General features: G+C 72.8%; 21 protein-coding genes. 13 read left to right on the forward strand and 8 right to left on the reverse strand.

Features of this window, described 5'->3' with window-relative positions; genetic code table 11:
• Nucleotides 1-20 precede the first annotated feature (20 nt).
• Entirely contained in the window at nucleotides 21-830 is an 810-nt protein-coding gene (locus ACIGXX_RS07475) for a GvpL/GvpF family gas vesicle protein (RefSeq protein WP_399973575.1), read from the forward strand.
• Nucleotides 831-894: 64 nt separating this feature from the next.
• Here ACIGXX_RS07475 and ACIGXX_RS07480 read toward each other — a convergent pair whose 3' ends face one another.
• The 3 genes from ACIGXX_RS07480 to ACIGXX_RS07490 form a co-directional block, all read right to left on the reverse strand.
• A complete protein-coding gene (locus ACIGXX_RS07480; protein ID WP_190080846.1) occupies nucleotides 895-1,065 on the reverse strand; it encodes a hydrophobic protein in 171 nt (56 codons plus the stop codon).
• A gap of 102 nt (nucleotides 1,066-1,167) precedes the next feature.
• Entirely contained in the window at nucleotides 1,168-1,977 is an 810-nt protein-coding gene (locus ACIGXX_RS07485) for a class I SAM-dependent methyltransferase (RefSeq protein WP_361461847.1), read from the reverse strand.
• A gap of 104 nt (nucleotides 1,978-2,081) precedes the next feature.
• Nucleotides 2,082-3,539, reverse strand: coding sequence for a bifunctional phosphatase PAP2/diacylglycerol kinase family protein (locus ACIGXX_RS07490; RefSeq protein WP_383817756.1), 1,458 nt, complete (start codon nucleotides 3,537-3,539; stop codon nucleotides 2,082-2,084).
• Between the two features lie 72 nt (nucleotides 3,540-3,611).
• Between ACIGXX_RS07490 and ACIGXX_RS07495 the strand changes: the two genes are divergently transcribed.
• The 3 genes from ACIGXX_RS07495 to ACIGXX_RS07505 are packed head-to-tail and all read left to right on the forward strand — an operon-like array spanning nucleotide 3,612 to nucleotide 6,910.
• Complete coding sequence (locus tag ACIGXX_RS07495; protein WP_351159178.1) at nucleotides 3,612-5,231, forward strand: ATP-binding cassette domain-containing protein; 1,620 nt, start codon at nucleotides 3,612-3,614, stop codon at nucleotides 5,229-5,231.
• A 32-nt stretch (nucleotides 5,232-5,263) separates the two neighbouring features.
• Complete coding sequence (locus ACIGXX_RS07500; protein ID WP_399973581.1) at nucleotides 5,264-5,875, forward strand: TIGR03086 family metal-binding protein; 612 nt, start codon at nucleotides 5,264-5,266, stop codon at nucleotides 5,873-5,875.
• Between the two features lie 45 nt (nucleotides 5,876-5,920).
• Entirely contained in the window at nucleotides 5,921-6,910 is a 990-nt protein-coding gene (locus tag ACIGXX_RS07505; protein ID WP_351159183.1) for an AraC family transcriptional regulator, read from the forward strand.
• Between the two features lie 427 nt (nucleotides 6,911-7,337).
• Here the strand turns inward: ACIGXX_RS07505 and ACIGXX_RS07510 are convergent, their stop codons facing one another.
• Nucleotides 7,338-7,709: a CBS domain-containing protein gene (locus ACIGXX_RS07510; RefSeq protein WP_351159186.1), complete on the reverse strand. Its 372-nt coding sequence runs from the start codon at nucleotides 7,707-7,709 to the stop codon at nucleotides 7,338-7,340.
• A gap of 310 nt (nucleotides 7,710-8,019) precedes the next feature.
• Between ACIGXX_RS07510 and ACIGXX_RS07515 the strand changes: the two genes are divergently transcribed.
• Nucleotides 8,020-8,817 carry an RNA polymerase sigma factor SigF gene (locus ACIGXX_RS07515; protein ID WP_351159190.1) on the forward strand — a complete coding sequence of 266 codons (798 nt, stop codon included), beginning with the start codon at nucleotides 8,020-8,022 and terminating at the stop codon, nucleotides 8,815-8,817.
• A gap of 14 nt (nucleotides 8,818-8,831) precedes the next feature.
• On the opposite strand, the gene ACIGXX_RS07520 is transcribed toward ACIGXX_RS07515, so the two are convergent.
• Nucleotides 8,832-9,989, reverse strand: a complete 1,158-nt coding sequence (locus ACIGXX_RS07520; protein ID WP_361461839.1) for a PAS domain-containing protein — start codon at nucleotides 9,987-9,989, stop codon at nucleotides 8,832-8,834.
• Nucleotides 9,990-10,066: 77 nt separating this feature from the next.
• Here ACIGXX_RS07520 and ACIGXX_RS07525 point away from each other — a divergent pair, with 77 nt between their 5' ends.
• The 3 genes from ACIGXX_RS07525 to ACIGXX_RS07535 all read left to right on the forward strand — a co-directional run bounded on the left by ACIGXX_RS07525 (nucleotide 10,067) and on the right by ACIGXX_RS07535 (nucleotide 13,156).
• Nucleotides 10,067-10,780, forward strand: a complete 714-nt coding sequence (locus ACIGXX_RS07525; protein WP_399973587.1) for an ANTAR domain-containing response regulator — start codon at nucleotides 10,067-10,069, stop codon at nucleotides 10,778-10,780.
• Nucleotides 10,781-10,847: 67 nt separating this feature from the next.
• Nucleotides 10,848-12,095 carry an aminotransferase class I/II-fold pyridoxal phosphate-dependent enzyme gene (locus ACIGXX_RS07530; protein WP_383817760.1) on the forward strand — a complete coding sequence of 416 codons (1,248 nt, stop codon included), beginning with the start codon at nucleotides 10,848-10,850 and terminating at the stop codon, nucleotides 12,093-12,095.
• Nucleotides 12,092-13,156 carry an MBL fold metallo-hydrolase gene (locus tag ACIGXX_RS07535; RefSeq protein ID WP_399973590.1) on the forward strand — a complete coding sequence of 355 codons (1,065 nt, stop codon included), beginning with the start codon at nucleotides 12,092-12,094 and terminating at the stop codon, nucleotides 13,154-13,156. The genes ACIGXX_RS07530 and ACIGXX_RS07535 overlap by 4 nt, the downstream gene beginning before the upstream one ends.
• Here ACIGXX_RS07535 and ACIGXX_RS07540 read toward each other — a convergent pair.
• Together ACIGXX_RS07540 and ACIGXX_RS07545 are read right to left on the reverse strand one after the other, a co-directional pair.
• Nucleotides 13,153-13,770 (reverse strand): DedA family protein, encoded by a 618-nt coding sequence (locus ACIGXX_RS07540; RefSeq protein ID WP_383817764.1) that lies wholly within the window; start codon nucleotides 13,768-13,770, stop codon nucleotides 13,153-13,155. The genes ACIGXX_RS07535 and ACIGXX_RS07540 overlap by 4 nt on opposite strands.
• Nucleotides 13,767-14,555: an MBL fold metallo-hydrolase gene (locus ACIGXX_RS07545; RefSeq protein ID WP_351159202.1), complete on the reverse strand. Its 789-nt coding sequence runs from the start codon at nucleotides 14,553-14,555 to the stop codon at nucleotides 13,767-13,769. Before ACIGXX_RS07545 ends, ACIGXX_RS07540 begins: the two co-directional genes overlap by 4 nt.
• A gap of 117 nt (nucleotides 14,556-14,672) precedes the next feature.
• On the opposite strand from ACIGXX_RS07545, the gene ACIGXX_RS07550 reads away from it, so the two are divergent.
• From ACIGXX_RS07550 to ACIGXX_RS07560, 3 genes are all read left to right on the forward strand, one after another.
• Complete coding sequence (locus ACIGXX_RS07550; protein ID WP_351159403.1) at nucleotides 14,673-15,077, forward strand: hypothetical protein; 405 nt, start codon at nucleotides 14,673-14,675, stop codon at nucleotides 15,075-15,077.
• A 55-nt stretch (nucleotides 15,078-15,132) separates the two neighbouring features.
• Nucleotides 15,133-17,310, forward strand: a complete 2,178-nt coding sequence (locus ACIGXX_RS07555) for a phage holin family protein (RefSeq protein WP_361461828.1) — start codon at nucleotides 15,133-15,135, stop codon at nucleotides 17,308-17,310.
• A gap of 82 nt (nucleotides 17,311-17,392) precedes the next feature.
• Nucleotides 17,393-18,805 (forward strand): amino acid permease, encoded by a 1,413-nt coding sequence (locus tag ACIGXX_RS07560; RefSeq protein WP_399973595.1) that lies wholly within the window; start codon nucleotides 17,393-17,395, stop codon nucleotides 18,803-18,805.
• 43 nt (nucleotides 18,806-18,848) lie between these two features.
• Here ACIGXX_RS07560 and ACIGXX_RS07565 read toward each other — a convergent pair whose 3' ends face one another.
• On the reverse strand, nucleotides 18,849-20,486 hold the full coding sequence (locus ACIGXX_RS07565; RefSeq protein WP_383817771.1) for a DUF6345 domain-containing protein: 1,638 nt from the start codon (nucleotides 20,484-20,486) through the stop codon (nucleotides 18,849-18,851).
• Nucleotides 20,487-20,711: 225 nt separating this feature from the next.
• Between ACIGXX_RS07565 and ACIGXX_RS07570 the strand changes: the two genes are divergently transcribed.
• Nucleotides 20,712-21,137 carry an OsmC family peroxiredoxin gene (locus ACIGXX_RS07570; protein ID WP_361461820.1) on the forward strand — a complete coding sequence of 142 codons (426 nt, stop codon included), beginning with the start codon at nucleotides 20,712-20,714 and terminating at the stop codon, nucleotides 21,135-21,137.
• A gap of 150 nt (nucleotides 21,138-21,287) precedes the next feature.
• Nucleotides 21,288-23,159: a molecular chaperone DnaK gene (dnaK, locus tag ACIGXX_RS07575; protein ID WP_351159215.1), complete on the forward strand. Its 1,872-nt coding sequence runs from the start codon at nucleotides 21,288-21,290 to the stop codon at nucleotides 23,157-23,159.
• The last annotated feature ends 8 nt before the right edge of the window (nucleotides 23,160-23,167 follow it).

Consider the following 23,167-nt stretch of genomic DNA (forward strand, 5'->3'; position numbering starts at 1 on the left):
AGAGGTGAGGAGAGGGAGCAGTGAGCACGTACATCTACGGCATCGTCGGGAGCCCGCATCCGAGCCTGCCGGACGGCGTGAGAGACCTCAACGGCGGCGACAACGGCGGCAACGGGAACGGCGGCAACGGGAACGGCGTCAGCGGCATGGACGGCATCGGTGAACCTCCCCGCCCCGTCCGGATCGTGCGGCGCGGGCGGCTCGCCGCACTGGTCAGCGACGCTCCCGGAGACCTGAAGCCCAAGGAGCGCGACCTGGTCGCGCACCAGAACGTCCTGTCGGAGGCGGGTACACGGGGCGCCGTGCTCCCGATGCGCTTCGGCAGCCTCGCGCCCGACGACGAGGCGGTCCTGGCCGTCCTGGCGGAACGGGCCGACCACTACGCGGAGCGGCTGCGCGCGCTGGAGAGCAGGGTCGAGTACAACGTGAAGGTCTCCCACAACGAACGCGCCGTCCTGCACCAGGTCCTCGCCGAGAATCCCGAACTGCGGGCCATGGTCGAGGTCAACCAGCTTGCCGGGGGCGGCAGTCAGGAACAGAAGCTGCGGCTGGGCGAGAAGGTCGCCGCGACCGTGCGGGCACGGGAGGCGAGCGACGCCGACCATGTGTGGCGCGCGCTGGAACCGACCACCGAAGCGGTCTGTGCGGGGCCCCGGGAGACGGGCTGGCTGGCCGACCTCTCCTTCCTCGTGCACCGCGACGCGGCCGTCGGCTTCCTGTCCGCGGTCGCCGAACTCCGCGCGGACCAGCCGCACTTGGACCTGCGGGTGCGCGGCCCGCTGCCGCCGTACAGCTTCGTGGACCCGGGCCCGGTCGAGCCCGCGGGCTGAGGCCCGCGGGCTCGATGCGGTCAGGGACGTTCAGGGTTCCGAGTACGGCTGCCACCGGTGGCGGCTACCACCTGTACCAGCGGGACCGCGTCCCGGAGGCCGTGGTGCTGCGCATCAGGAAGCCGACCAGCCAGATGACGAGCACGGCGATGGCGATCCACCAGAGGATCTTCACGGCGAACCCCGCGCCGAAGAGAAGCAGGGCAAGCAGAAGGACGAGCAGAATAGGAACCATGATGTCTTACCTCCTGCTGCCCCGAGTATCCCCAACCCGCTGGTCTACGCGGGGAATCAGGAACCTGTGTGCGATGCCACGCGTTGCGGCGGACGCCACGCGTCACTTCCGGCAGAGGACCTCTCCGTGCAGGACGGCGAACCAGCCGTCGTCCCGCGCACCCCACTCCCGCCACGCGTCGGCGACGGCGCGCAGTTCACCGGCGTCGGCGTGCCCGCCCTCGACGGCGCGCCCGGCGTAGGCGGAGGCGACCGTGCGGTCCGCCCAGAGGCCGCTCCACCAGGCGCGCTCCGGTGCCGAGCTGTAGCACCAGGTGCTCGCGCTCGCGGTGACGTCCTCGAAGCCGGCCTCCAGGGCCCAGGACCTGAGGCGGCGCCCCGCGTCCGGCTCACCCCCGTTGGCACGGGCCACACGGCGGTACAGGTCGAGCCAGTCGTCCATGACGGGGGAGTTCGGGTACCAGGTCATCGCCGCGTAGTCCGCGTCGCGGGCGGCCACGATGCCGCCCGGCGCACAGACGCGCCGCATCTCGCTCAGGGCGCGCACCGGGTCGCCGACGTGCTGGAGCACCTGATGGGCGTGGACGACGCAGAACGAGTCGTCCGGGTAGTCCAGGGCGTGCACGTCGGCGACGGCGAACTCCACGTTCTCCAGGCCCCGTTCGGAGGCCGTCGCACGGGCGCGGTCCAGGATGCCGGGCGCGTGGTCGACGCCCGTGACGCGGCCGTCGGGGACGAGCGCGGCCAGGTCGGCGGTGATGGTGCCCGGACCGCAGCCGATGTCCAGGATGCGCATGTGCGGCTTGATCGAACCGATGAGGTAGGCGGCCGAGTTGGCGGCGGTCCGCCAGGTGTGGGAGCGCAGCACGGACTCGTGGTGTCCGTGCGTGTAGACGGCGGTCTCCTCCGGCATGACGGGAACTCCTTCACGTTCGCTGCCGCTCACTGCGGCTCACTGCGGTGGATCGAACGCTACGCCGCCATGTCGCATAATGAGACCCGCGTATCACCATGTGGTCAATGGGTGGATGGCAGGGGCCGGTAGACGGTCAACGCCTCGGGCAGCTTGTCGACGAGCAACTCGCCCTCGGTGACGGTCACTTCACCGTCGTACGCCACCACGGTCCCCGGCTCCAGAGCGTCCACCCGCAGCCGGGGAATCCGCACCGCGGCCTGCGCGGGCGAGCGCATCAGCGGCCCCGCGAGCGCCGCGGCGAGCAGCCGCGTGCCGGGCCTGCGCCCGCCGTGCACGATGCGTACGTCGAGCAGTCCGTCGGCCAGGTCGAGCCGGCGCCCGGGGGTGAACCCGAGCCGGTGGTAGGTGCAGTTGCCCGCGAAGAGCAGCCACAACGCCCGCTGCCTGCCGCGGAACTCGGCGCTCAGCGGCTGCCGGTCGGAGCGCAGCAGCCGGACGGCGGCGAGGACGGCCGCGGCCCGGCTGCCGATGCGATGGGCCCAGCGGTCGCGCAGCCGCACCAGCTCGGGGTAGACGCCGAGGCTGAAGGTGTTGAGGAAGTACCCCTGGAGGCCGCCCCCGGAGCTGAAGCGCCCCACGTCGACGGCGACCGCGTCGCCCGCCTCGACGGCACGGCACAGATCACGCGGATCCTCGACGCCGATGTCGTACGCGAAGTGGTTGAGCGTGCCGCCCGGCAGTACCGCGAGCGGCAGCCGGTGGCGCAGGGCGACGGGCACCGCGGCGTTGACGCTGCCGTCCCCGCCGCACACCCCGAGCACCCGCGCCCGCCCGGCGGCCCGCTCCAACTCCCCGCCCAGCCGCTTCGGTTCGCACTCCACGACCTCGGCGAGCGGCAGGGCATCGCGTAACGCCTGAGCACGCTCAGGGGCGCGGGCGGCGGAGTTGACCACGAGCACCAGGCCCTCGCCGCCGGCCAGCGCGGGGGCGTCGACGCGCGGCCTGCCCGGCGGGGGCAGCAGATCCCGGGTCGGCACCATGCCGCGCACCGCGAAGGCCGCGCCCGCGCCGAGCGCGGCCCCCGCGAGGACGTCGCTGGGAAAGTGCACTCCGGTGTAGACGCGGGACAGCGCGACGGCGCCCGCGACCGGCGCGACACCGGCGCCCCAGCCCCGCGACTCCAGCGCGACCCCGGTGGCGAAGGCGGCGGCCGACGCGGAGTGCCCCGAGGGGAAGGAGGTGGTGACCGGCTGCCGCTTCAGCTGCCGCATCAGCGGCACGCCGTCGAGCAGCGGCCTGGCCCGGCGCACCGAGCGCTTGCCGAGGGTGTTGATGGCGGCGGAGGCCAGCGAGAGCGACGCGGTCCCGCGCAGCGCGGCACGCCGTGCGCGGGGCGTACGGGTCGCCGCTATCCCGGCGGCCATCCCGAACCACAGCAGTCCGTGGTTCGCGCTGCGGCTCAGCCGGGGCAGGAAGCGGTCGCCGCCCGGCCAGTGCCGGGTGGCGACGGCGTCGAAGGTGCGGTGGTCCAGGGCGATGAGACGGGTTCGCAGAGGCATGGGGCGCGGGTACCCCGGCCGGGAGACGAAACGCATTTGCGACAACCGGTGCCCCCCACAGACAATCCCCGCATGGGACATCTAGAGGCCGCGCACATCGAGTACTACCTGCCGGACGGCCGAGCCCTGCTCGGCGATGTCTCCTTCCGCGTCGGAGAGGGCGCCATCGTCGCCCTCGTCGGGGCGAACGGCGCGGGCAAGACCACCCTGCTCCGGCTGATCTCGGGCGAGATCCAGCCGCACGGCGGCACCGTCACCGTCAGCGGCGGCCTCGGCGTCATGCCGCAGTTCGTGGGATCGGTGCGCGACGAGACGACCGTGCGCGACCTGCTCGTCTCCGTGTCCAACCCCCGCATCCGCGAGACCGCGAAGGCCGTGGACGTCGCCGAGCACCTGATCATGACCGTCGACGACGAGGCGGCCCAGCTCCAGTACGCCCAGGCGCTCTCCGACTGGGCCGAGGCGCACGGCTACGAGGCCGAGACCCTCTGGGACATGTGCACCACCGCCGCCCTCGGCATCCCGTACGACAAGGCGCAGTTCCGCGAGGTCCGCACCCTCTCCGGCGGCGAGCAGAAGCGTCTCGTGCTCGAAGCCCTGCTGCGCGGCGGCGACGAGGTGCTGCTCCTGGACGAGCCGGACAACTACCTCGACGTCCCCGGAAAGCGCTGGCTCGAGGAGCGGCTCAAGGAGACGCGCAAGACCGTCCTGTTCGTCTCGCACGACCGCGAGCTCCTCGCCCGCGCCGCCGAGAAGATCGTCAGCGTCGAGCCGGGGCCCGCGGGCGCCGACGCCTGGGTGCACGGCGGCGGCTTCGACACCTTCCACGAGGCACGGCGCGAGCGGTTCGCGCGCTTCGAGGAGCTGCGCAGGCGCTGGGACGAGAAGCACGCCCAGCTGAAGAAGCTGGTGCTCAGCCTGCGGCAGGCCGCCTCGATCAGCCATGAGCTGGCCTCGCGGTACGCAGCCGCGCAGACCCGCCTGCGCAAGTTCGAGGAGGCGGGACCGCCGCCCGAGCCGCCGCGCGAGCAGGACATCACCATGCGGCTGCACGGCGGGCGCACCGGCATCCGGGCCATCACCTGCAAGGGCCTTGAGCTGACCGGCCTGATGAAGCCCTTCGACATCGAGGTCTTCTACGGCGAGCGCGTGGCCGTCCTCGGCTCGAACGGCTCCGGCAAGTCGCACTTCCTGCGCCTGCTCGCCGGCGGCGACGTCAAGCACACCGGCGACTGGAAGCTCGGTGCGCGCGTCGTGGCGGGCCACTTCGCGCAGACCCACGCCCACCCGGAGCTCTTCGGCCGCACGCTCCTGGACATCCTGTGGCGCGAGCACGCCCAGGCCAAGGGCCCCGCCATGTCGCGCCTTCGCCGCTACGAGCTCACCGGACAGGCCGAACAGCGCTTCGAGCGGCTCTCGGGCGGCCAGCAGGCGCGCTTCCAGATCCTGCTCCTTGAGCTGGAGGGCTCCACCGCCCTGCTGCTCGACGAGCCCACCGACAACCTCGACCTGGAGTCGGCCGAGGCGCTCCAGGAGGGGCTTGAGGCGTACGAGGGGACGGTCCTCGCCGTGACGCACGACCGCTGGTTCGCCCGCTCCTTCGACCGCTATCTCGTCTTCGGCAGCGACGGTCTCGTGCGCGAGACGCCCGAGCCGGTGTGGGACGAGCGCCGGGTGGAGCGGAAGCGGTAGCGCCGCCTGCCGCCAGGAGGACAATGACGGGTATGGCAGACACGACTGGCACCGCGGACGCGTCCGACCGGACGGGCGACCTGCTCCTCGCCCGGCACTCGGCCGCCCTGGAACTGTTCACCGACCGCGTGCACGCGGTCGGGGCCGACCAGTGGGACGAGCCCACACCGTGCACCGACTGGTCCGTGCACGACCTCGTCAACCACCTCACCGCCGAGCAGCTCTGGGTGCCCTCGCTCCTGCGGGACGGCGCCACCGTCGAATCCGTCGGCGACGCCTTCGACGGCGACATGCTGGGCCCCGGCCCGGTCACCTCCTGGGACACGGCGGCCGCCGCCGCCCAGGAGGCCTTCGGTGAGCCCGGCGCGCTCTACCGCACGGTCCAGCTCTCCTTCGGCGAGACCGCCGCGGACTTCTACTGCGGGCAGATGATCACCGACCTCGTCGTGCACGCCTGGGACCTGTCCCGGGCGATCGGTGCGGACGAATCGCTTCCGGAGGATCTGGTCGCCTTTTCCGTACGGGAAATCACGCCGTACGCTGCGGACTTGACGAAGAGCGGGCTCTTCGCCCCCGCGGTGGAACCGCCGCAGGACGCCGACGAGCAGACGAGGCTGCTGAGTCTGCTGGGGCGTCGGGTGTAGCCGCGGGGGAGCGCGACGGATGTCGGGGGAGCGGGTGAGTCACGCGTGAGTGCGCAGACGCTGAGGACGTCCTTCAGGACAGCGGACGTGGACGAGGCACGGCAGATGATCGGTGCCACGTTCTACAGCAACTTCATGGACGTGATCGACGTACCGAGCGCCTTCAGGGCCGAGTTCGAGATCGGACGGCTCGGCGCGCTCACCCTCGGCGAACTCAGCTGCGGCGCCGACGTGCGCATGCGGCTCGGCGAACTGGGCGCCTACCACGTGAACATACTGCTCGGCGGGCACATGAGCTTCCGGCAGGGCGGCCGCTCCGCCGTCGCGACGGCGGAGCGGGCCGGGGTGTTCCAGCCCGTCGGCGACACGGTGGTGGAGCGGTGGACCGGCGACTGCCGCGTCCTCGCGGTGAAGATGGACCGCGAGGCGCTCGACCGGCGCCTGGAGGAGCTTCTTGGCCGGCCCGTCCGCGCACCGCTGGCCCTCGCCCGCGAACTGGACACCGCCCGTGGTCCGGGCCGCAGTTGGGCCCGGCTGGTCACGACGGTCATCGAGGATCTGCGCGAGGAGCCGGGGGCGCCACCGGGCCGGCCGCCGCTGTACACGTCGCCGCTGGTCGCTGCGCCCCTCCAGGAGGCGATCCTGAACGGGCTGCTGCTCTCCGTGGAGCATCCCTTCCGTGACGAACTGGCGGCTCCGGTAGCGAAGTTGCGCCCGGCGCCGGTGAAGCGGGCGATGGACGCCGTCCAGGAGCGGCCCGAGCATCCGTTCACCCCGGCCGGGCTCGCCGTCGAGGCGCGGGTCGGGGTGCGCTGGCTCCAGGAGGCCTTCCGCCGCTACGTGGGCATGTCGCCCATGGCGTACGTACGGGACGTACGGCTGACCCGCGTGCACGACGAGCTGCGGGCGGCGCAGCCCGGCGCGCTGAGCGTGAGCGAGGTGGCGCACCGATGGGGATTCAGCCACCTGGGAAGGTTCGCCGAGCAGTACCACGCCCGGTTCGGGGAGCTGCCGTCCCAGACGCTGCGGGGCTGAACTCGCGCGCACAATCCGGACCGCGTGTCATCCGGTCCGTGCGCCGTCCGGTCCGTGCGCCGTCCGGGCCGCGCGCCGTGCGGACCGTGCGTTATGCGGACAGTGGCCGCGCTCAGCGGATCGTGATCGTGAGGGTCGCTGATTTATCGTTTCACCTGTCACCGGCTGGGCCGGTCGCTGTCCACGGGTCCTTAACCCGCCCCAGGGGCACGACCGTGACGGACCACCGGGGATGTTCCGGCCCGGCCCCAGGCCGGGCCGGGCCCGCGCCGCGGGTCCGGTCGCTCCCCCCGCACCACCCGTGCAACCGGACCCGCTCCCTCCAGACCGGGCCAGGACCCCGCCCGGCCGAGGAACGGGTCAGTGGACCGCACTGTGGCGGGCGCACGCCGTGGCGGGAACGGCCGGGGAGTGTCCCGCCCCGGCTTCAGGCCGACGCGGCGAGATCCCTGAGGGTCACCATGCCCACCGGCTCTCCGTTCTCGACGACGGGCAGCCTGCGCACGGCGTTCTCGAGCATCAGGCTGACCGCCGACGACACCGCGTCGTCCGGAGCGACCATCACCGGGTTCGTGGTGCACACGGCCTGTGCGCTGACGGTCAGCGGATCGGCGCCGTCGGCGACGGCCCGCAGCGTGATGTCCCGGTCGGTGAGCACGCCGACCAGACGGCCCGCCGAGGCCACCAGGACATGGCCGATGTCCTGTGCGCGCATCAGCTGCGCCGCTTCCACCAGTGAGGCATCGGGACCTACCGCCATGACGCCCGGTGTCATGACGTCCCTTACGACAACAGTCATGGTTGGGGCCCTTCCTGCGGGGGTGAGTGGTCCCGCCGCAGTACCCCTGTGACGCCGGTCCATGCGGGTTTGCCCGGAAGCGGTGGGGAGACCCGGGAACAAGGCGACGCCCCGGCCCGCGGGTGCCGGCCCCGGGGCAGGCGTGTGTTTGTCCCCGAGACCTCGGGGCAGGCGAAGTGAACAGTGCTTCGGACCGGAGGCACGTCCGTGGGAGCGATCTCGTTCGCCCCGGGTGTGCCCCGTCCGCGACTGCGCGCATCCCACGGTGACTCTTCAACCCAAGGCACCGACAAGGGAGTTGCGACGCATCATGCGATCCGACGCGCGACAGACGAAGCGCCACCCGCACGACGACGCCCCTGACACCGCGGCCGCCTTCCGCAGGCTCACCGAGATGCCGCACGGTCCCGAACGCGACGCACTGCGCCAGGAGTTGGTCAAGGCCTGGCTGCCGATGGCCGAACGGCTCGCCGGCCGGTTCCGCAACCGCGGCGAAGCCCTGGACGACCTGCGTCAGGTCGCGGCCCTCGGCCTGGTCAAGGCCGTCGACCGGTACGACCCCGAGCGCGGCAGCGCCTTCGAGAGCTACGCCGTGCCGACCGTCACCGGTGAGATCAAGCGCCACTTCCGTGACCACATGTGGACCCTCCATGTGCCGCGCCGCGTACAGGACCTGCGCAACCGGGTGCGCTTCGCCCGCCAGGACCTGACCCAGACCATCCCCGGGCGCGCGCCGACCCTCGCCGAGATCGCCGAGAAGGCGCAGCTGTCCCTGGAGGACGCGGCCGCCGGACTGGAGGCGCTCGACAGCTTCACCGCGCTCTCCCTGGACGCCGAACTGCCGGGCAGCGAGGACGGATACGCGCTGCGCGACGCGCTCGGCGCGCCCGACCCCGCACTCGATGTCGTCATCGACCGCGAGGCCGTCAAACCGCGCATCGCCGCGCTGCCCGAGCGGGAGCGCGACATCCTCTACATGCGGTTCTTCGGCGACATGACGCAGAGCCGCATCGCGGAGCAGCTCGGCATCTCCCAGATGCACGTCTCGCGCCTGATCAGCCGCTGCTGCGACCGCCTGCGCGACCAGGTCATGCAGGACGCGGCCTGAGCCTTCCCGGCGGCCTAGGCCCTCTCGGCGGCCGTGCGGTTCGTGCGGCGGGTCATGGCCAGGGCGATGTGGCGTGACATCACGTCCACCGTCTGCGCCTCGGCCATCGAGAAGGCGAGCCGTGCCCCGCTCCTGAACAGCGTGAGGACACCCTCCACCGGGCCGTCCGAGCGTCCCCTCAGCGGCACGCACAGCAGGGACGTCACCTGCGCGCGCACGAGGACGGGGGCGCCGGACGCGTCCCGGCCGAAGGAGTCCGGGTCCTCCGGACGGACCTGCAGCATCGGCGCCCCGCCGCGCGCCGCCTCGGCGACGAGGGGGCACGCGGCGGGTGCCTGTGCGAGGACGTCCTCGACCGGTGCGTCCTTGGGCCCCAGGACGGTCGTGCGCCGCTGGCACGCGGCCCCTTCGTCGGCGATCACCCAGTCCGCGAACCGCGGGTGCAGGACGCCGGCCGCCCGTGCGAGTACGGCCGCGCGGTCCCCGGCGGGAGCGGAGAGCAGGGCGGTGGTCATGGCGTCGGCGAGGTCCATCCGGGCCGTGTGCCGCGTCGCCTCGCCGAGGTCGGGGGCGGGCGCGTGGAAGCTCTCCCGCGGCGCCGCGCGCGAGCCGGTGGGCCGCGCGCCCGGCTGGAGCACCACAAGGACCGCCGTGCGCGGCTCGGCGCCCGGCCGCAGCGCGGTGAGCGTCGCACGGACCGGGAGGTGCGGATCGCGCTGGAGGTGGACGGTGAGGCTGCGGTCGCCCTCGCCGCGAGCGACCGCCGCGGTCTGCGAGCGGAACGCCACCCGGTCCGCGTGCAGCAGCAATCCGGTCAGCGGTCTGCCGGTCGCGTAGCCCGCGCGTACGCCCGTGAAGCCGGTCGCCGCGAAGTTCATCCGCCGGACCACCGATTCACGGTCGACCAGGGCGACGGGCAGGGGCAGGCGCTGGAAGATGGCCCGCAGGAGCCGCTGCTCGTCCCGGTCGGGTGCGCCGCCGCCCAACTGGCCGTCGGCGGCCAGGCGTTCGTACAGCGGCCTCAACTGGTGCGCCACATGGTCGAGTTCGAAGATCGCCGCGTCCAGAACCGTACCGAGGTCGTCCGTCGGCACGGAGCGCGCCGACTTCAACTCGGCGACTCGGCGCACGAAATCCGCGACATCTTCACCGAACTCCTCCGCCTGGCCCATGGGTCGAACGTATCCGTTGCTGCCGTTTTCCGGAGGAACTCACGGTAAGGCGGAGGGAGTAGGAGGAGGAAACCACCATGCCCCTCATTCCCGAACCGGACCTGGCAGGACCGGAATCCGCTCTGCCGGGACGCAGGCTCTCGGAACTGGCCGAGCACGCGGTGCGCTGCACCACCGCCTGCTGCGGCGCCGGCACCACCGTGTCGGAGGGCGGCAGCGAACACCCCGCGTCGGTGACCCACCCCGACCTGGCCGGTCTCGTCGCCGTCCAGCTGCGCTCGGGCGACGGGCCCATCCCGGACGCGCAGGAGCGGGGCGCGCCCGTGGAGACCGAGGACCTGCTGCGGGACGAGCGGTGGCCCCAGTACCGCGCCTTGGCGCTCGACTCCGGCGTGCGCTCCAGCATCACGCTCCCCTTCCAGCGCTCGGGGCTCGCGGTCACCCTGACCCTGTTCAGCTTCCGCCCCGGCGCCCTGGACGACGTCCGGCACGGCCCCGCCCAGGCCCTCGGCGACCTCGCCACCACGGGCCTGGTGCGTGACCGCCGCTACCGCGCGGCCCTCGCCGAACTCGACCACCTCGGCACGGCCCTGCGCACCCGCCCCGTGGTCGACCAGGCCTGCGGCATCATCATGCACGTCCTGACCTGCGACGCGGACAAGGCCTTCACGATGCTGCGCCGCATCTCCCAGACCACCAACCGCAAGCTGGCCGATGTCGCGGCGGCCGTGGTGGAGACCCGGGGCAAGGGCCTGGAGCGGGAGCTGGCGGGGCTGGCCGCCGAAGACTGAAGGCGAAAGACCACTCGGCCGGAGGCCCCCGCGCGCGCCGAGCGCCCCGTCACGCTTCGATTGGTCCATGCGGACGGAACCCGAAGGCCGTGGCCCTGTCCGGTACGGACCTCCCCTGCCGGAGCCGGGCCTCCCGGTCCTGCCCGAACTGTCCGCCGTGCTCGCCGCCGCGGCGGGCCGCGCCCACGCCGAACCGCCCGGCGGCAGCCCCGCCCTCCTGGACGCCGCGAGCGGCTACTGGGGCCGCCGCGGCCTCCCGGTGGAGCGCGGCCAGGTCGTCGCCGCACCCGGAGCCGCGCCCCTGCTGCTCGCCCTGACCGCCGCGCTCGGCGGCGGCGACGTGCTGCTCCCGCGGCCCTGCCCCGCCTGGTGGGCGCCGCAGGTGCGGCTGCTCGGCCGGTCGGTCTACCACGTGCCGACGCCCGCCGAATGCGGTGGCGTCCCCGATCCGTACGCCCTCCTGGAGACCGTCCGCCGCATCCGTGCCGAGGGGGGCACCCCGCGCCTCCTCGTGCTCTCCGTCGCCGACGACCCGACCGCCACCGTGCCGCCGCCGGAGGTGCTGCACGAAGCCGTGGAGGCGGCAGCGGACGAGGGGCTGCACATCGTCAGCGACGAGACCTGGCGCGACACCCTGCACCGGCCGCACGACACCCTGCTCATCGGCCCCGCCGAGATGGCCCCCGAACGGGTGACCGTGCTGACCGATCTCTCCGGGGCGTTCCTGCCGCCGGGCTGGCCCGCCGCGGTCGCCCGCTTCCCGGCCGGTGCGCGCGGTGCCGCGCTGCGGGCCCGCACCCTGGACGTCCTCACCGCGCTGGGCGCGAGCGTCGCGGCGCCGGTCGGCGCGGTGGCGGCGTACGCCCTGGGAGAGCCGGACGAGGTGACCGACCGCCTCGCCCGCGCGACGCGCCTGCACGCGCGCGTGGCCGCCGCCGCACATCGCTCGGTGCTCGCGGCGGGCGCGCTCGCCCGCCCTCCACGGGCGGGCCGCCACTTCTACGTCGACCTCGGCCCCTTCCGCCCCGCCCTCGCGGCACGCGGCGTCGGCGACTCCCAGGACCTGGAGGACTTCCTCGGCGAGCGCCTGGGGATGCCCGCGCCCGGCGGTCACCGTTTCGGCGACGAGCTGGGGGCTTTGCGCGTACGTCTGTCCACGGGCCCGCTGCTCGGCTCAACCCGACAGGAGCGCCTGACGTCTCTCACCGCACCGGACGCGCTCGAATTGCCGCACGTGGAAAGGGCGTTGAGCATGCTCGGATCGGCCTTCGACGATCTGTGCGCAGCAGCACGGCGAATGGAGCCTCCTCGGTGACGCAACAGACGCAGACGCAACAGCCGCAGCCGCAGCCGCAGCCGCGGCAGGACGACCGCTCGGGCCGGGCGGACCGCCCGGCAGGCCCCGCGACCACGGGCCCCGCCGCCCCCCGGCGGTGGCCGAAGTCGTTCGCCGACCGGCTCACCGCGCCGTTGCCGGGGCTGCGGGCCTTCGCGCGGTTCGCCCGTGAAGGCGCCCTGCGGCCCACCCCCGAAGGGCTCGCGGACATTCAGCGGCTGCCCTTCGAGCCGGGGCCGCTGCCGTGCGTCGGGTCGGACACCGTCGCCGTCACCTGGGTCGGGCACGCCAGCTGGGTCGTGCGGATCGGCGGGCTCACCGTCCTCACCGATCCCGTCTGGTCCCGCAAGATCCTCGGCACCCCGGCCCGCGTCACGCCCCCGGGCGTGGCCTGGAGCGCGCTGCCGCGCGTCGACGCGGTCGTCATCAGCCACAACCACTACGACCACCTGGACGCCCCGACCCTCGCCAGACTCCCCAGGGACACCCCGGTGTTCGTGCCCGCCGGGCTCGGGCGGTGGTTCACGCGGCGCCGGTTCGGGCGGGTCACCGAGCTCGACTGGTGGGAGGCCGCCGAACTCGCGGGTCTGCGGCTGGACTTCGTGCCCGCCCACCACTGGTCCAAGCGGAGCCTCGTCGACACCTGCCGGACGCTGTGGGGCGGCTGGATCCTCACCGACGGCGACGGACGGCGCGTCTACTTCGCGGGCGACACCGGATACGGCCACTGGTTCGAGCGGATCGGCGCCCGCTACCCGGGCATCGACCTCGCGCTCCTGCCGATCGGCGCCTACCACCCGCGGTGGTGGCTCAGCGACGTCCACTGCGATCCGGAGGAGGCGGTGCGGGCCGCGGCCGACGTCGGCGCGCGGCGCCTCGCACCGATGCACTGGGGCACGTTCCTGCTCTCCGGCGAACCGGTCCTGGAACCGCTGACCCGGGTGCGCGAGGCCTGGCAGGAGGCGGGACTGCCCCGCGCGGACCTGTGGGACCTGCCCGTCGGCGCCTCCCGCGTGCTCGAGCAGGGCGACGGGGTCTAGGACGCCGTACGCCGGACCTTGCGCCACACCGTCGGCGCCGTGCTGATCAGCACCGTCAGACCGACCGCCACCACCACGCCCTCCCACGGCTCCTTGAAGAGGGAGCCGCCGAGAATGCCGATCAACTGGTACGTCACGGCCCAGGCGAGGCACGCGGGCACGTCACCGCGGGCGAACTCGCGCAGCGGCATCTTCGCCATCAGACAGGCCAGCATCACCGGAATCCGCCCGGCGGGCACGAGCCGGGACAGGACCAGGACCAGGACGCCGTGGTCCGCGAGCTTGTCCTGCGCCTGCGCGAGCCGGTCCTCGGGCGCCCGGTCGCGGATCGCCGCCAGCCACCGCGAGCCGTTCTTCGAGTGCATCCCGCGCCGGCCGAGCCAGTACAGCGCCATGTCCCCGAGGAACGCGGCGAACGCCGAGACGCCGAACACCAGGAGCAGAGCGAAGGGCGCCTCCTGGTGCACGGCCACCACGGCCGCCGAGCTGACCAGGGCGCCCGTGGGCACCACCGGCACGAGCGCGCCGAGCACGATGAGCAGGAACAGCGACGGATAGCCGAGCGCCTGCTGCGTCGACTCCGGCGGCACCTGGGCCGCCGCGGAGAGGATCACTGAGGGTCCCCCTTGGTGACCTCGGGCCGTACGCTCTCGCCGTGCCCGAGCCGGTGCACCGCCACCTGGGGCGCGAGCCGCGCCGCCTGGCGCACGAACTCCTCTCCCGGAGTGTGGAATTCATGCGGCCGCACGGCGTCCATCCCGATCGGCCAGTACGTCCCGTAGTGCACCGGCACCGCGCTGCGCGGCGCGATCCGCGCCAGGGCGACCGCGGCGCGCGCCGCGTCGAGATGACCATGGCCGAGATACGGCCCCCAGCCGCCGACCGGAAGCAGCGCCACGTCGACCTCTCCGACCTCCTCGGCCATCGCGTCGAAGAGCCCGGTGTCCCCGGCGAAGTACGTCCGCGCCTCGCCCCGCACCACGAAGCCGAGCGCGGGCGAGCCGTGCGGCCCGACGGGCAGCCGCCGCCCGTCGTGCGCCGCCGTCACCACGCGCACGACGAGATCGCCGATCCGCACCTCGTCGCCGGGCACGACCTCGGTGAGGCGCAGATGGGAGAGCCTGCGCGCGAGCCCCGGCACCTGCCGGCCGGCGCCGCGCGGGAGCAGCACGCGGGTGCCGGGGGCGATCCGCGCCAGGGAGGGCAGATGCAGATGGTCGGCGTGCAGATGGGAGAGGAGCACGGCGTCGGCGACGGCCGCGTCGGGGGGCGGGAGCGCGCCCCTGCGCCGGCGCAGATGGGCGAGGCGGCGGGCGAACAGCGGGTCGGTGAGCACCCGAAGCCCCGAATCCTCGACCGTGCAGGTGGCATGACCCCACCAGGTGATCTCCACCGGCACTCCGGTTCCTCCTTCGCGCGACTGTTTACGAGCCTACGGCCAGGAGTAGGGTCTTCGGCTGACGCCAGTGGTGAGGACGCCAGAGGTGAGGGGGACGCGATGGGAGATGCCGCGAGCGTGACCGTGGTGCGGGTCGCCTCGATCGCCAGCCTGACTCCGCTGGAGGAGCTGGACGCCGATCCGTTCCTGGTGGACTCCCGCAGCCAGCACGCGATGTGCGCGCGGTGGGCCGCCGCCCGGGGCTACGTCATCACCCGGGAGCTCGTCGTCCGGGGCCTTCCCGCCGACCACGCCGTGCTCTGGGCGGACGTCGACGAGGGCCTCGTGGACCTCTTCGTCGTGCCGAGCCGCCGGGTCCTGGACAGTGCGCTGCGCTCGCCGGAGGAGTTCGCCGCGGAGTGCGGGCGGCGCGGCGTGCGGATCGAGACGGCGGGCCTCGCGGAACCCTCGTACGACGCGGTGATGAAGGCCCATGTCCACCGGCGGCTCTCCATGCCGACGGCGGGGTACGACGGCCGCTGACCCGTGCCCGCCACCCACCTGTTCGCCCTGTGACACGCTGGTGTCCGGATCTGTCATGAAACGTGAGGCGGCGGGCGTGGGGCGAGGGCGATGGCGGGCGGTCGGCAGTGCGCTGTGGCGCTCCGTCGCGGTGTGGCTGGTCAGTACGCTCACCATGCTCGCGCTCGCCGGCATCCTGCCCGACTTCCAGCTGCAGTCCGACAACGGCGACAGCGCCACCCGCATCGCCGTCACGGCCGCCCTGGGCGCCGGTGCCTTCGGACTGCTCTCCTCGCTGGTGTGGCCCCTGCTCGTGCGGGCCCTGCTGCTCGTGCCCGCGCTGGTGCTCGGCCTGCTGGCCTTCTTCCTCAACGGGTCGCTGCTCCTGCTCGCCCTCAGTCTCATCCCGGACGGCCGCGGCGAGGCCAACGCCGAGACCGCCGTCGTCGTCGCCGCCGTGATGTCCGCCGTCGCCTCCGCCACCGGCGGCGCCCTGGCCGTCCGCGACGACGACGCCTACCGCCGCCGCCTCTACCGCCTGGCGGACCGCAGGCGCCGCCGCCGTGCCGAGGGCCAGACCGGTCCCGTACCGCCCGGCACGGTCTTCATCCAGCTCGACGGCGTCGGCCACGACGTGCTGCGCGCCGCCGCCGAGAAGGACCTGATGCCGACCGTCGCGGGCTGGCTCGGGCGCGGGGGCGAGCCCAGCCACCGCCTCACGCCCTGGCGCACCGACTGGTCGAGCCAGACCGGGGCGAGCCAGCTCGGCATCCTGCACGGCTCGAACCACGACGTGCCCGCCTTCCGCTGGTACGAGAAGGACACCGGCGAGGTCATGGTCTCCAACCGGCCCGCGTCGGCCGTCGAGCTCCAGCGCCGCGCCATCGAGCGCACCGGCGACGGCGGGCTGCTCACCCTCGACGGCGCGAGCCGCGGCAACCTCTTCAGCGGCGGCGCCGAGCAGCTCGCCCTCGTGCTCTCCATGGCCGCACGCCGCGGCAAGGAGAACCGCTCGCGCGCCGGGTATTTCGCCTACTTCTCCGACCCCGCCAACGCCGTCCGCACCGCCCTGTCCTTCATCGCCGAGGTCGGCCGGGAGATCGGCGAGTCGACCCGTGCCCGGGTCAGGAAGCGGCGCCCGCGCATCGGCCGCGGCGGGCTCTACCCCTTCATCCGCGCCTTCGCGACCGTCGTCGAGCGCGACGTGGTCGTCGCAGCGGTCATCGGTGACATGCTCGCCGGGCGCAGCGCGGTCTACGCCGACCTCGTCGCGTACGACGAGGTGGCCCACCACTCGGGGCCCGTCGGCAGCGACGTGGACAAGGTGCTCCAGCGCCTCGACCGGTCCCTCGCGCTGATCGCGAAGGTCGCCGAACACGCCCCCCGCGCCTACCGCATCGTGGTCCTCTCCGACCACGGCCAGAGCCCCGGCGAGACCTTCCGCGCCCGCTACGGCCTCACCCTCGGCGACCTCGTCAGGGCCGGCTGCGGCCTGCCCGTGCCGCGCAAGGCGCAGCGCACGCACAGCGGCGCCGAGGCCCGCTCGACGGTCCGCGCCGCTTTGCGCCGCCCCGTCGAGGAGGGCGCGGGCCAGCACCGCCCCGCCCGCCGCGCGGAGCCCATCGTGCTCGCGTCCGGCAACCTCGGCCTGGTCTCCTTCCCCGACGTCCCGCACCGCATGACCCGCGAGGAGATCGACCTGCGCCACCCGGCGCTGCTTCCCACCCTCGCCAACCACCCGGGCATCGGCTTCCTCCTCGTACGCAGTCAGGAGCGCGGCCCGGTCGTGCTCGGCGCGCGCGGCGGCGAGGTGTACCTCGACGAGGAGGACAGGGAGCCCGGCGACCTAGGGCCGCTCGCCGACTTCGGGCCAGGAGCGGCCGACGCCGTGCGCCGCACCGACGGCTTCCCGCACGTCGCCGACATCATGGTCAACTCCTGGTACGACCCCCAGGACGGCGAAGTCCTCGCCTTCGAGGAGCAGATCGGCTCGCACGGCGGACTCGGCGGCGCCCAGGCCCACCCCTTCCTCCTGTCGCCCCTCGTGCTCTCCGCGCCGCTGGACGACGGGCACGAACTCGTCGGCGCCGAGCGGGTCCACGACGTGCTCCGGCGCTGGCTCGGCGAGTACCAGGGACCGGAGATTCCGCTGGTGGGAGGGGGTGCCACCGCTGCGGACGATTCCCGGCAGGAGGGCCCCGGCGCATCAGCTTTTGCGGTCGCCGACCCTGCCGTGCAGGAGAAAGACCGCTGATTTTGCGCGGTCCGCGCCGTGCCCGACGATGTCTGACGCCCCGGCGATCCCGGGCGTCCGGCACGATGAGAGGCACCACCCCATGCACGACACCGGAACCGCGATCAAGACGGCTCCGGCCCCCGACCAGGAAGAACAGCGGACAGAGCAGTACCCGCAGCAGCCCGCGGAGCACAGCGACAGGCACGCCCGCCGCTTCGGACTGCCCATCGCCACCTGCCTCGTCATGGGCAACATCATCGGCGGCGGCATCTTCCTGCTTCCGGCCTCCGTCGCCCCCTTCGGGACCATCAGCCTCGTCGCGTTCGGCCTCCTGACCGCGGGCGCGATCGCCCTCGCCCTCGTCTTCGGGCGGCTCGCGCAGCGCGACCCGCGCACCGGCGGACCGTACGTCTACGCACGCGAGGCCTTCGGGGACTTCGCCGGGTTCCTCGCGGCCTGGTCCTACTGGGCCACCACCTGGGTGTCCAACGCAGCGCTCGCCGTCGCCGCCGTCGGCTATCTCGACGTCCTGATACCGGTCGGCGACCACAAGTGGACCGCCTGCCTGGCCGCCCTGGTCCTTCAGTTGCTGCCCGCGCTCGCGAACCTCGCGGGCACCCGCTACGTCGGCGCCGTCCAACTCGTCGCCACCGTACTGAAGTTCCTGCCCCTGCTCCTGGTCGCGATCGGCGGGCTCTTCTTCTTCGACAGCGCCAACCTCGGGCCCTTCCAGGCCGGCGACGACAGCCCGGTCGGTGCGATCTCCGCGTCCGCCGCGATCCTGCTCTTCTCCTACCTGGGAGTGGAGTCGGCCGCCGTCAGCGCCGGTGAGGTGCGCGACCCGCGCCGCAACGTCGGGCGCGCCACCATCCTGGGCACCCTCGGCGCCGCGCTCGTCTATCTGCTCGGCACCCTCGCGGTCTTCGGCACCGTCGCCCACGACAAGCTCGTCGGCTCCACCGCCCCGTTCTCGGACGCCGTCAACGCCATGTTCGGCGGCTCCTGGGGCGGCACGGCGGTGGCCCTCGCCGCGCTCGTCTCGATGGTCGGCGCCCTCAACGGCTGGACCCTGCTGAGCGCCCAGACGCCGTACGCCGCCGCCAAGGACGGGCTCTTCCCCGGCGCCTTCGGCACGAAGAGGCGCGGTGTGCCGGTCGTGGGCGTCCTGGTCACCGTCGTCCTCGCCTCGCTGCTCACCGTCTACAACTACGCGGCCGGATCGAGCGGCGTCTTCGAGTCCCTCGTCCTGATCACCACGTTCACCGCGACCGTGCCCTACCTGCTGGCCACCGCCGCGCAGATCTACTTCCTCGTCTCCGGGCAGGGCGAGCGCGTCAACCGCGCCCGCCTGGTGCGGGACGCCGTCCTCGCGGGCATCGCGTTCGGGTTCTCCATGTGGCTCGTCGCCGGGTCCGGGTACGCGGCCGTCTACCAGGGCGTCCTGTTCCTCTTCGTGGGCGTGCTCTGCTACGCGTGGATGGCGGCCCGCAAGGCGCGGACCGCCACCCACTGATTCCCCGGCCCCCGTCGGCCCGGGAACTCCCCGCTGTGCCGGACTACCGGGCCAGCGGCGCGACCACCCAGCGGCGGGTGGTGAACATGCCGTCGGGCGGGCCGATCTCGATCAGCTTGCGGGCGGCCGGGTAGGCCTCGTTGCCCTCGATCTCATAGCCGACGTCGAACGTGCCCGGCACGTCCCTGACCTGGGGCTCCTGCTGCGCCGCCGCGCCCTTGCCGCCGCCCTGCTCGTCCGCCGTGACGGCGGCGAGCTCGGCGAGCAGCCTCCGCTGGGCCGCGGCGAGCGCCTCGCGCGGGTCACGGGCCCGCGGCGCCGACGCTGCCGTCTGGCCGCCCGCGGGAGGCGGCGCGATGTCGGTGCTCGGCTCGCGCGTCGTGCCGGTGGCCTCGCGCGTGGAGATCTGCGCCTGGACGACGGTCCCGTCGTTGTCCAGGGCCACGCGGATGACACCGCGGTCGGGCGTGATGACCGGTACGCCGTCGAAGACCTGCCGGAACGTCACATGGGTCTCCAGGGACACCGGCTCCCCGAGCTCGGAGCCGTCCTTCGCCCCGGAGTTCTGCATCAGGTCGTGCACGCTGTCCACGACGAGCTCGGCGCCGTCGGCGTGCCGCTCGGCGAACGTGCGCGCCGCCTCGACGGCCTGCTCGGTGGGAAGCTGCCGCAGGTTGCGGTGGTTGGCCTCGGCGAGCTTGACCCAGCGGACGGCGTGCGGAGCCGTGGAGACGGTCCGGTCGCCCGAAGTCGCGCTGAGCACGCCTTGGCGCTCGACCTGCACCTCTTGCAGCGCCGCCGACGGGAAGTCGGCGATGCGGCCCGCCTTGGTGAGCTCCTCGCCCGGGTCGCGCGGCGCGAGCTGCACGATCTGCGGGCTGCTCGGCGCCTGCGTCAGTGGCTCCCTGAGGCTGTCGCGGGCGTAGTACCAGCGCCACGCGTACCAGTTGTCCGGCACGTGCTCGCGGTAGAGGGTGCGCTCGCCGTTGAGGCGCGCGGTGGCCTCGGCCTGGTTGGCGCCGACCGCGCAGACCGAGGGCGCCTGGCCCTTGTAGATGTCCCAGCTGGCGTTCAGCCACGCGTCGGTGAACGTCTGCCCGGCCCGCCACTTCTCCCAGAACTTCTTGCCGTAGTCCGGGCTGTCGATGCTGACGGTCTCGAACCCGAAGATCATGCGGAAGCCGATGTTGGGCCCCGCCCAGGTGCGGATCGGGGAGTGCCCGCCGAGGACCCGCAGGGAGGTGCAGGTCGACCAGAAGACGTAGTTCGCCTTCTCGTTGCCCAGCGCCATCCGGTTCGAGACCGCGTCGCTGCGGCCGTCCCAGACCGCGCCGAGCGGCGCGAAGAAGACGCCGTTGTTGTCCATGCCGCCGTGGCCCGAGTGGTACACGGCGACCACCGCGTCCATGCCGTACCGGTCCTGCCAGTTGTCGTACGTCTCTTCGTACGCCCAGACCTGCGCCCCGCCGTCCGCGAACCAGAAGTTGCGGTCGTAGAACTGCTGGAGGTACGCCAGCCACCCGGTGGCATCGGCGTGCGTGTGGAAGAGAGGCGACTGGTTGACGAACTTCTGGATGCTGAAGGCACCCCACCAGCCGAACGTCGAGTCGCGGGTGTCGGCGGCTCCGGGCTTCGCCCCTTCCAGTGGGGACGGACCGCGGTCCGTGTAGTTCATGCGCATGGCCAAACCCCCTGAGTGATCTCCTCGTCCCGTGCGAGGGGGCCTCAAAGTGTCACCGCGGACGCGCCTTGCACAGGCGGCATTTCGGCCATAGCGACCACGCACCGCAACTGACGTGCCGCCTCAGACACCCCGGGTTTACCGGCCGGAACGCCCGGATGTGATCGGATGGGCGCACGGACGTTCCGCGACGCATCACGGAACCGCACTGAAGGGATCTACATCGTGGCTACCACGCGCTCCGCGCACACGGTCTGGGAAGGCTCTCTGACGGAGGGCTCGGGAATCGTCGCCTTCGACTCCTCCGGGATCGGCGAGCAGGCCGTCTCCTGGCCGTCCCGCGCCGAGCAGGCCAACGGCAAGACCAGCCCCGAAGAGCTGATCGCCGCCGCGCACTCCAGCTGCTTCTCCATGGCGCTCTCGCACGGTCTGACGGGCGCGGGCACCCCGCCCACCCGCCTGACGACCTCCGCCGACGTGACGTTCCAGCCGGGCACCGGCATCACCGGCATCCACCTCACCGTCGAGGGCGCCGTGCCGGGCATCGACGAGGCCGCGTTCGTCGCCGCCGCCGAGGACGCCAAGGCGAACTGCCCCGTGAGCCAGGCGCTGTCGGGCACGACCATCACGCTGACGGCGAAGCTCGCCTGACGTACGGCCTTTCGGCCATTCTCCGACCGTGCCGCCGTCCCTCAGGGGCGGCGGCACCGTCATGGGCGGCATTGACAACGGGCCGCTCAAGTTTTGTGATGGAGGTCGAAGTACGCCGGGAAACGGGCTCGTGGTGGAAGGGGACTGGACATGGCACGTGCAGTCGGGATCGACCTCGGTACGACGAACTCGGTGGTGGCCGTCCTGGAGGGCGGTGATCCCACGGTCGTCGCCAACGCGGAGGGAGCGCGCACCACACCCTCGGTCATAGCCTTCGCGAAGAACGGCGACGTCCTCGTCGGAGAGGTCGCCAAGCGGCAGGCGGTCACCAATGTGGAGCGCACCGCGCGCTCCGTCAAACGGCACATGGGCGACGGGAGTTGGCGCTTCCCGGAGGGCGGGTCCGTGGACGGCACCCGGTACACCGCGCAGGAGCTCTCCGCCCGCGTCCTGCAGAAGCTCAAGCGCGACGCCGAGTCCTATCTGGGCGAGGACGTCACGGACGCGGTCGTCACCGTCCCCGCGTACTTCGACGACGCGCAGCGCCAGGCCACCAAGGAGGCCGGCGAGATCGCGGGCCTGAAGGTGCTCCGCATCATCAACGAACCGACGGCGGCGGCCCTGGCGTACGGCCTCGACAAGGGCGACGACCAGACGGTCCTCGTCTTCGACCTCGGCGGCGGCACCTTCGACGTCTCGCTCCTGGAGATGGGCGAGGGCGTCATCGAGGTGAAGGCCACCAACGGCGACACGAAGCTGGGCGGCGACGACTGGGACCAGCGCATCGTCGAGTACCTGGTGCGGCAGTTCAAGAACGCGCACGGCGTGGACCTCGGCAAGGACAAGATGGCGCTGCAACGGCTGCGCGAGGGCGCCGAGAAGGCGAAGATCGAGCTGTCGTCGTCGAGCGAGACCGACATCAATCTTCCGTACGTCACGGCGTCGGCGGACGGCCCCTTGCACCTGGCGGAGAAGCTGACCCGCGCCCAGTTCCAGGAGCTGACGGCGGACCTCCTTGAACGCTGCCGCGGCCCCTTCCACCAGGCGGTGAAGGACGCGGGCATCAAGCTCTCCGCCGTCGACCACGTGATCCTGGTGGGCGGTTCGACGCGGATGCCCGCGGTGACGGAACTGGTCAAGGAACTCACCGGCAGCGAGCCGCACAAGGGCGTCAACCCGGACGAGGTGGTGGCCCTCGGCGCGGCGCTCCAGGCCGGTGTGATCCGGGGCGACGTGAAGGACGTCCTGCTCCTGGACGTGACGCCGCTGTCCCTCGGGATCGAGACCAAGGGCGGCATCATGACCAAGCTCATCGAACGCAACACGACCATTCCCACCCGGCGTTCGGAGACCTTCTCGACCGCCGAGGACAACCAGCCATCGGTCGGCATCCAGGTCTTCCAGGGGGAGCGGGAGATCGCCGCGTACAACAAGAAGCTGGGTGTCTTCGACCTCACCGGGCTGCCCCCGGCGCCGCGCGGCGTCCCCAAGATCGAGGTCACCTTCGACATCGACGCCAACGGAATCATGCACGTCTCCGCGAAGGACGAGGCGACGGGGCGCGAGCAGCGCATGACGGTGACGGGCGGTTCCGCGCTGCCCAAGGACGACATCAACCGCATGGTGCGGGAGGCCGAGGAGCACGCGGAGGAGGACCGCAAGCGGCGCGACGCCGCGGAGACCCGCAACCAGGCGGAGCAGCTCGTCTACCAGACGGAACGGTTCCTGCGGGAGAACGAGGAGCGGGTGCCGGCCGACACCAAGGCCGAAGTGGAGGCCGCCGCGACGGAGCTGAAGGCCCTCCTGAAGGACAGGGCCGACGACACGGCGGCCCTGCGCGCGGGCGCCGAGAAGCTGGCCTCGGTCAGTCAGCGGATGGGCCAGGCGATGTACGCGGCGTCGTCGGGCGAGGGCGGCCAGGAGCAGCCGGCCCCGGAGCCCTCCGGCGAGGAGGGCGTGGTCGACGCGGAGATCGTGGACGACGAGAAGCCGGGGGAGAAGGGCAAGGGAACCGAGGGGTAGCCCCTGAC

Source organism: Streptomyces sp. NPDC055243 (genome assembly GCF_044544025.1).
Taxonomy (GTDB): domain Bacteria; phylum Actinomycetota; class Actinomycetes; order Streptomycetales; family Streptomycetaceae; genus Streptomyces.

Bases quoted from the DNA above. Each gene is read 5' to 3' on its own strand.
- ACIGXX_RS07515 (WP_351159190.1), top strand. From the start codon at position 8,020: ATGCGATCCGACGCGCGACAGACGAAGCGCCACCCGCACGACGACGCC.
- ACIGXX_RS07480 (WP_190080846.1), bottom strand. From the start codon at position 1,065: ATGGTTCCTATTCTGCTCGTCCTTCTGCTTGCCCTGCTTCTCTTCGGC.
- ACIGXX_RS07520 (WP_361461839.1), bottom strand. From the start codon at position 9,989: ATGGGCCAGGCGGAGGAGTTCGGTGAAGATGTCGCGGATTTCGTGCGC.
- ACIGXX_RS07525 (WP_399973587.1), top strand. From the start codon at position 10,067: ATGCCCCTCATTCCCGAACCGGACCTGGCAGGACCGGAATCCGCTCTG.
- ACIGXX_RS07510 (WP_351159186.1), bottom strand. From the start codon at position 7,709: ATGACTGTTGTCGTAAGGGACGTCATGACACCGGGCGTCATGGCGGTA.
- ACIGXX_RS07500 (WP_399973581.1), top strand. From the start codon at position 5,264: ATGGCAGACACGACTGGCACCGCGGACGCGTCCGACCGGACGGGCGAC.
- ACIGXX_RS07495 (WP_351159178.1), top strand. From the start codon at position 3,612: ATGGGACATCTAGAGGCCGCGCACATCGAGTACTACCTGCCGGACGGC.
- dnaK (WP_351159215.1), top strand. From the start codon at position 21,288: ATGGCACGTGCAGTCGGGATCGACCTCGGTACGACGAACTCGGTGGTG.
- ACIGXX_RS07490 (WP_383817756.1), bottom strand. From the start codon at position 3,539: ATGCCTCTGCGAACCCGTCTCATCGCCCTGGACCACCGCACCTTCGAC.
- ACIGXX_RS07555 (WP_361461828.1), top strand. From the start codon at position 15,133: ATGAAACGTGAGGCGGCGGGCGTGGGGCGAGGGCGATGGCGGGCGGTC.
- ACIGXX_RS07530 (WP_383817760.1), top strand. From the start codon at position 10,848: ATGCGGACGGAACCCGAAGGCCGTGGCCCTGTCCGGTACGGACCTCCC.
- ACIGXX_RS07485 (WP_361461847.1), bottom strand. From the start codon at position 1,977: ATGCCGGAGGAGACCGCCGTCTACACGCACGGACACCACGAGTCCGTG.
- ACIGXX_RS07565 (WP_383817771.1), bottom strand. From the start codon at position 20,486: ATGCGCATGAACTACACGGACCGCGGTCCGTCCCCACTGGAAGGGGCG.
- ACIGXX_RS07560 (WP_399973595.1), top strand. From the start codon at position 17,393: ATGCACGACACCGGAACCGCGATCAAGACGGCTCCGGCCCCCGACCAG.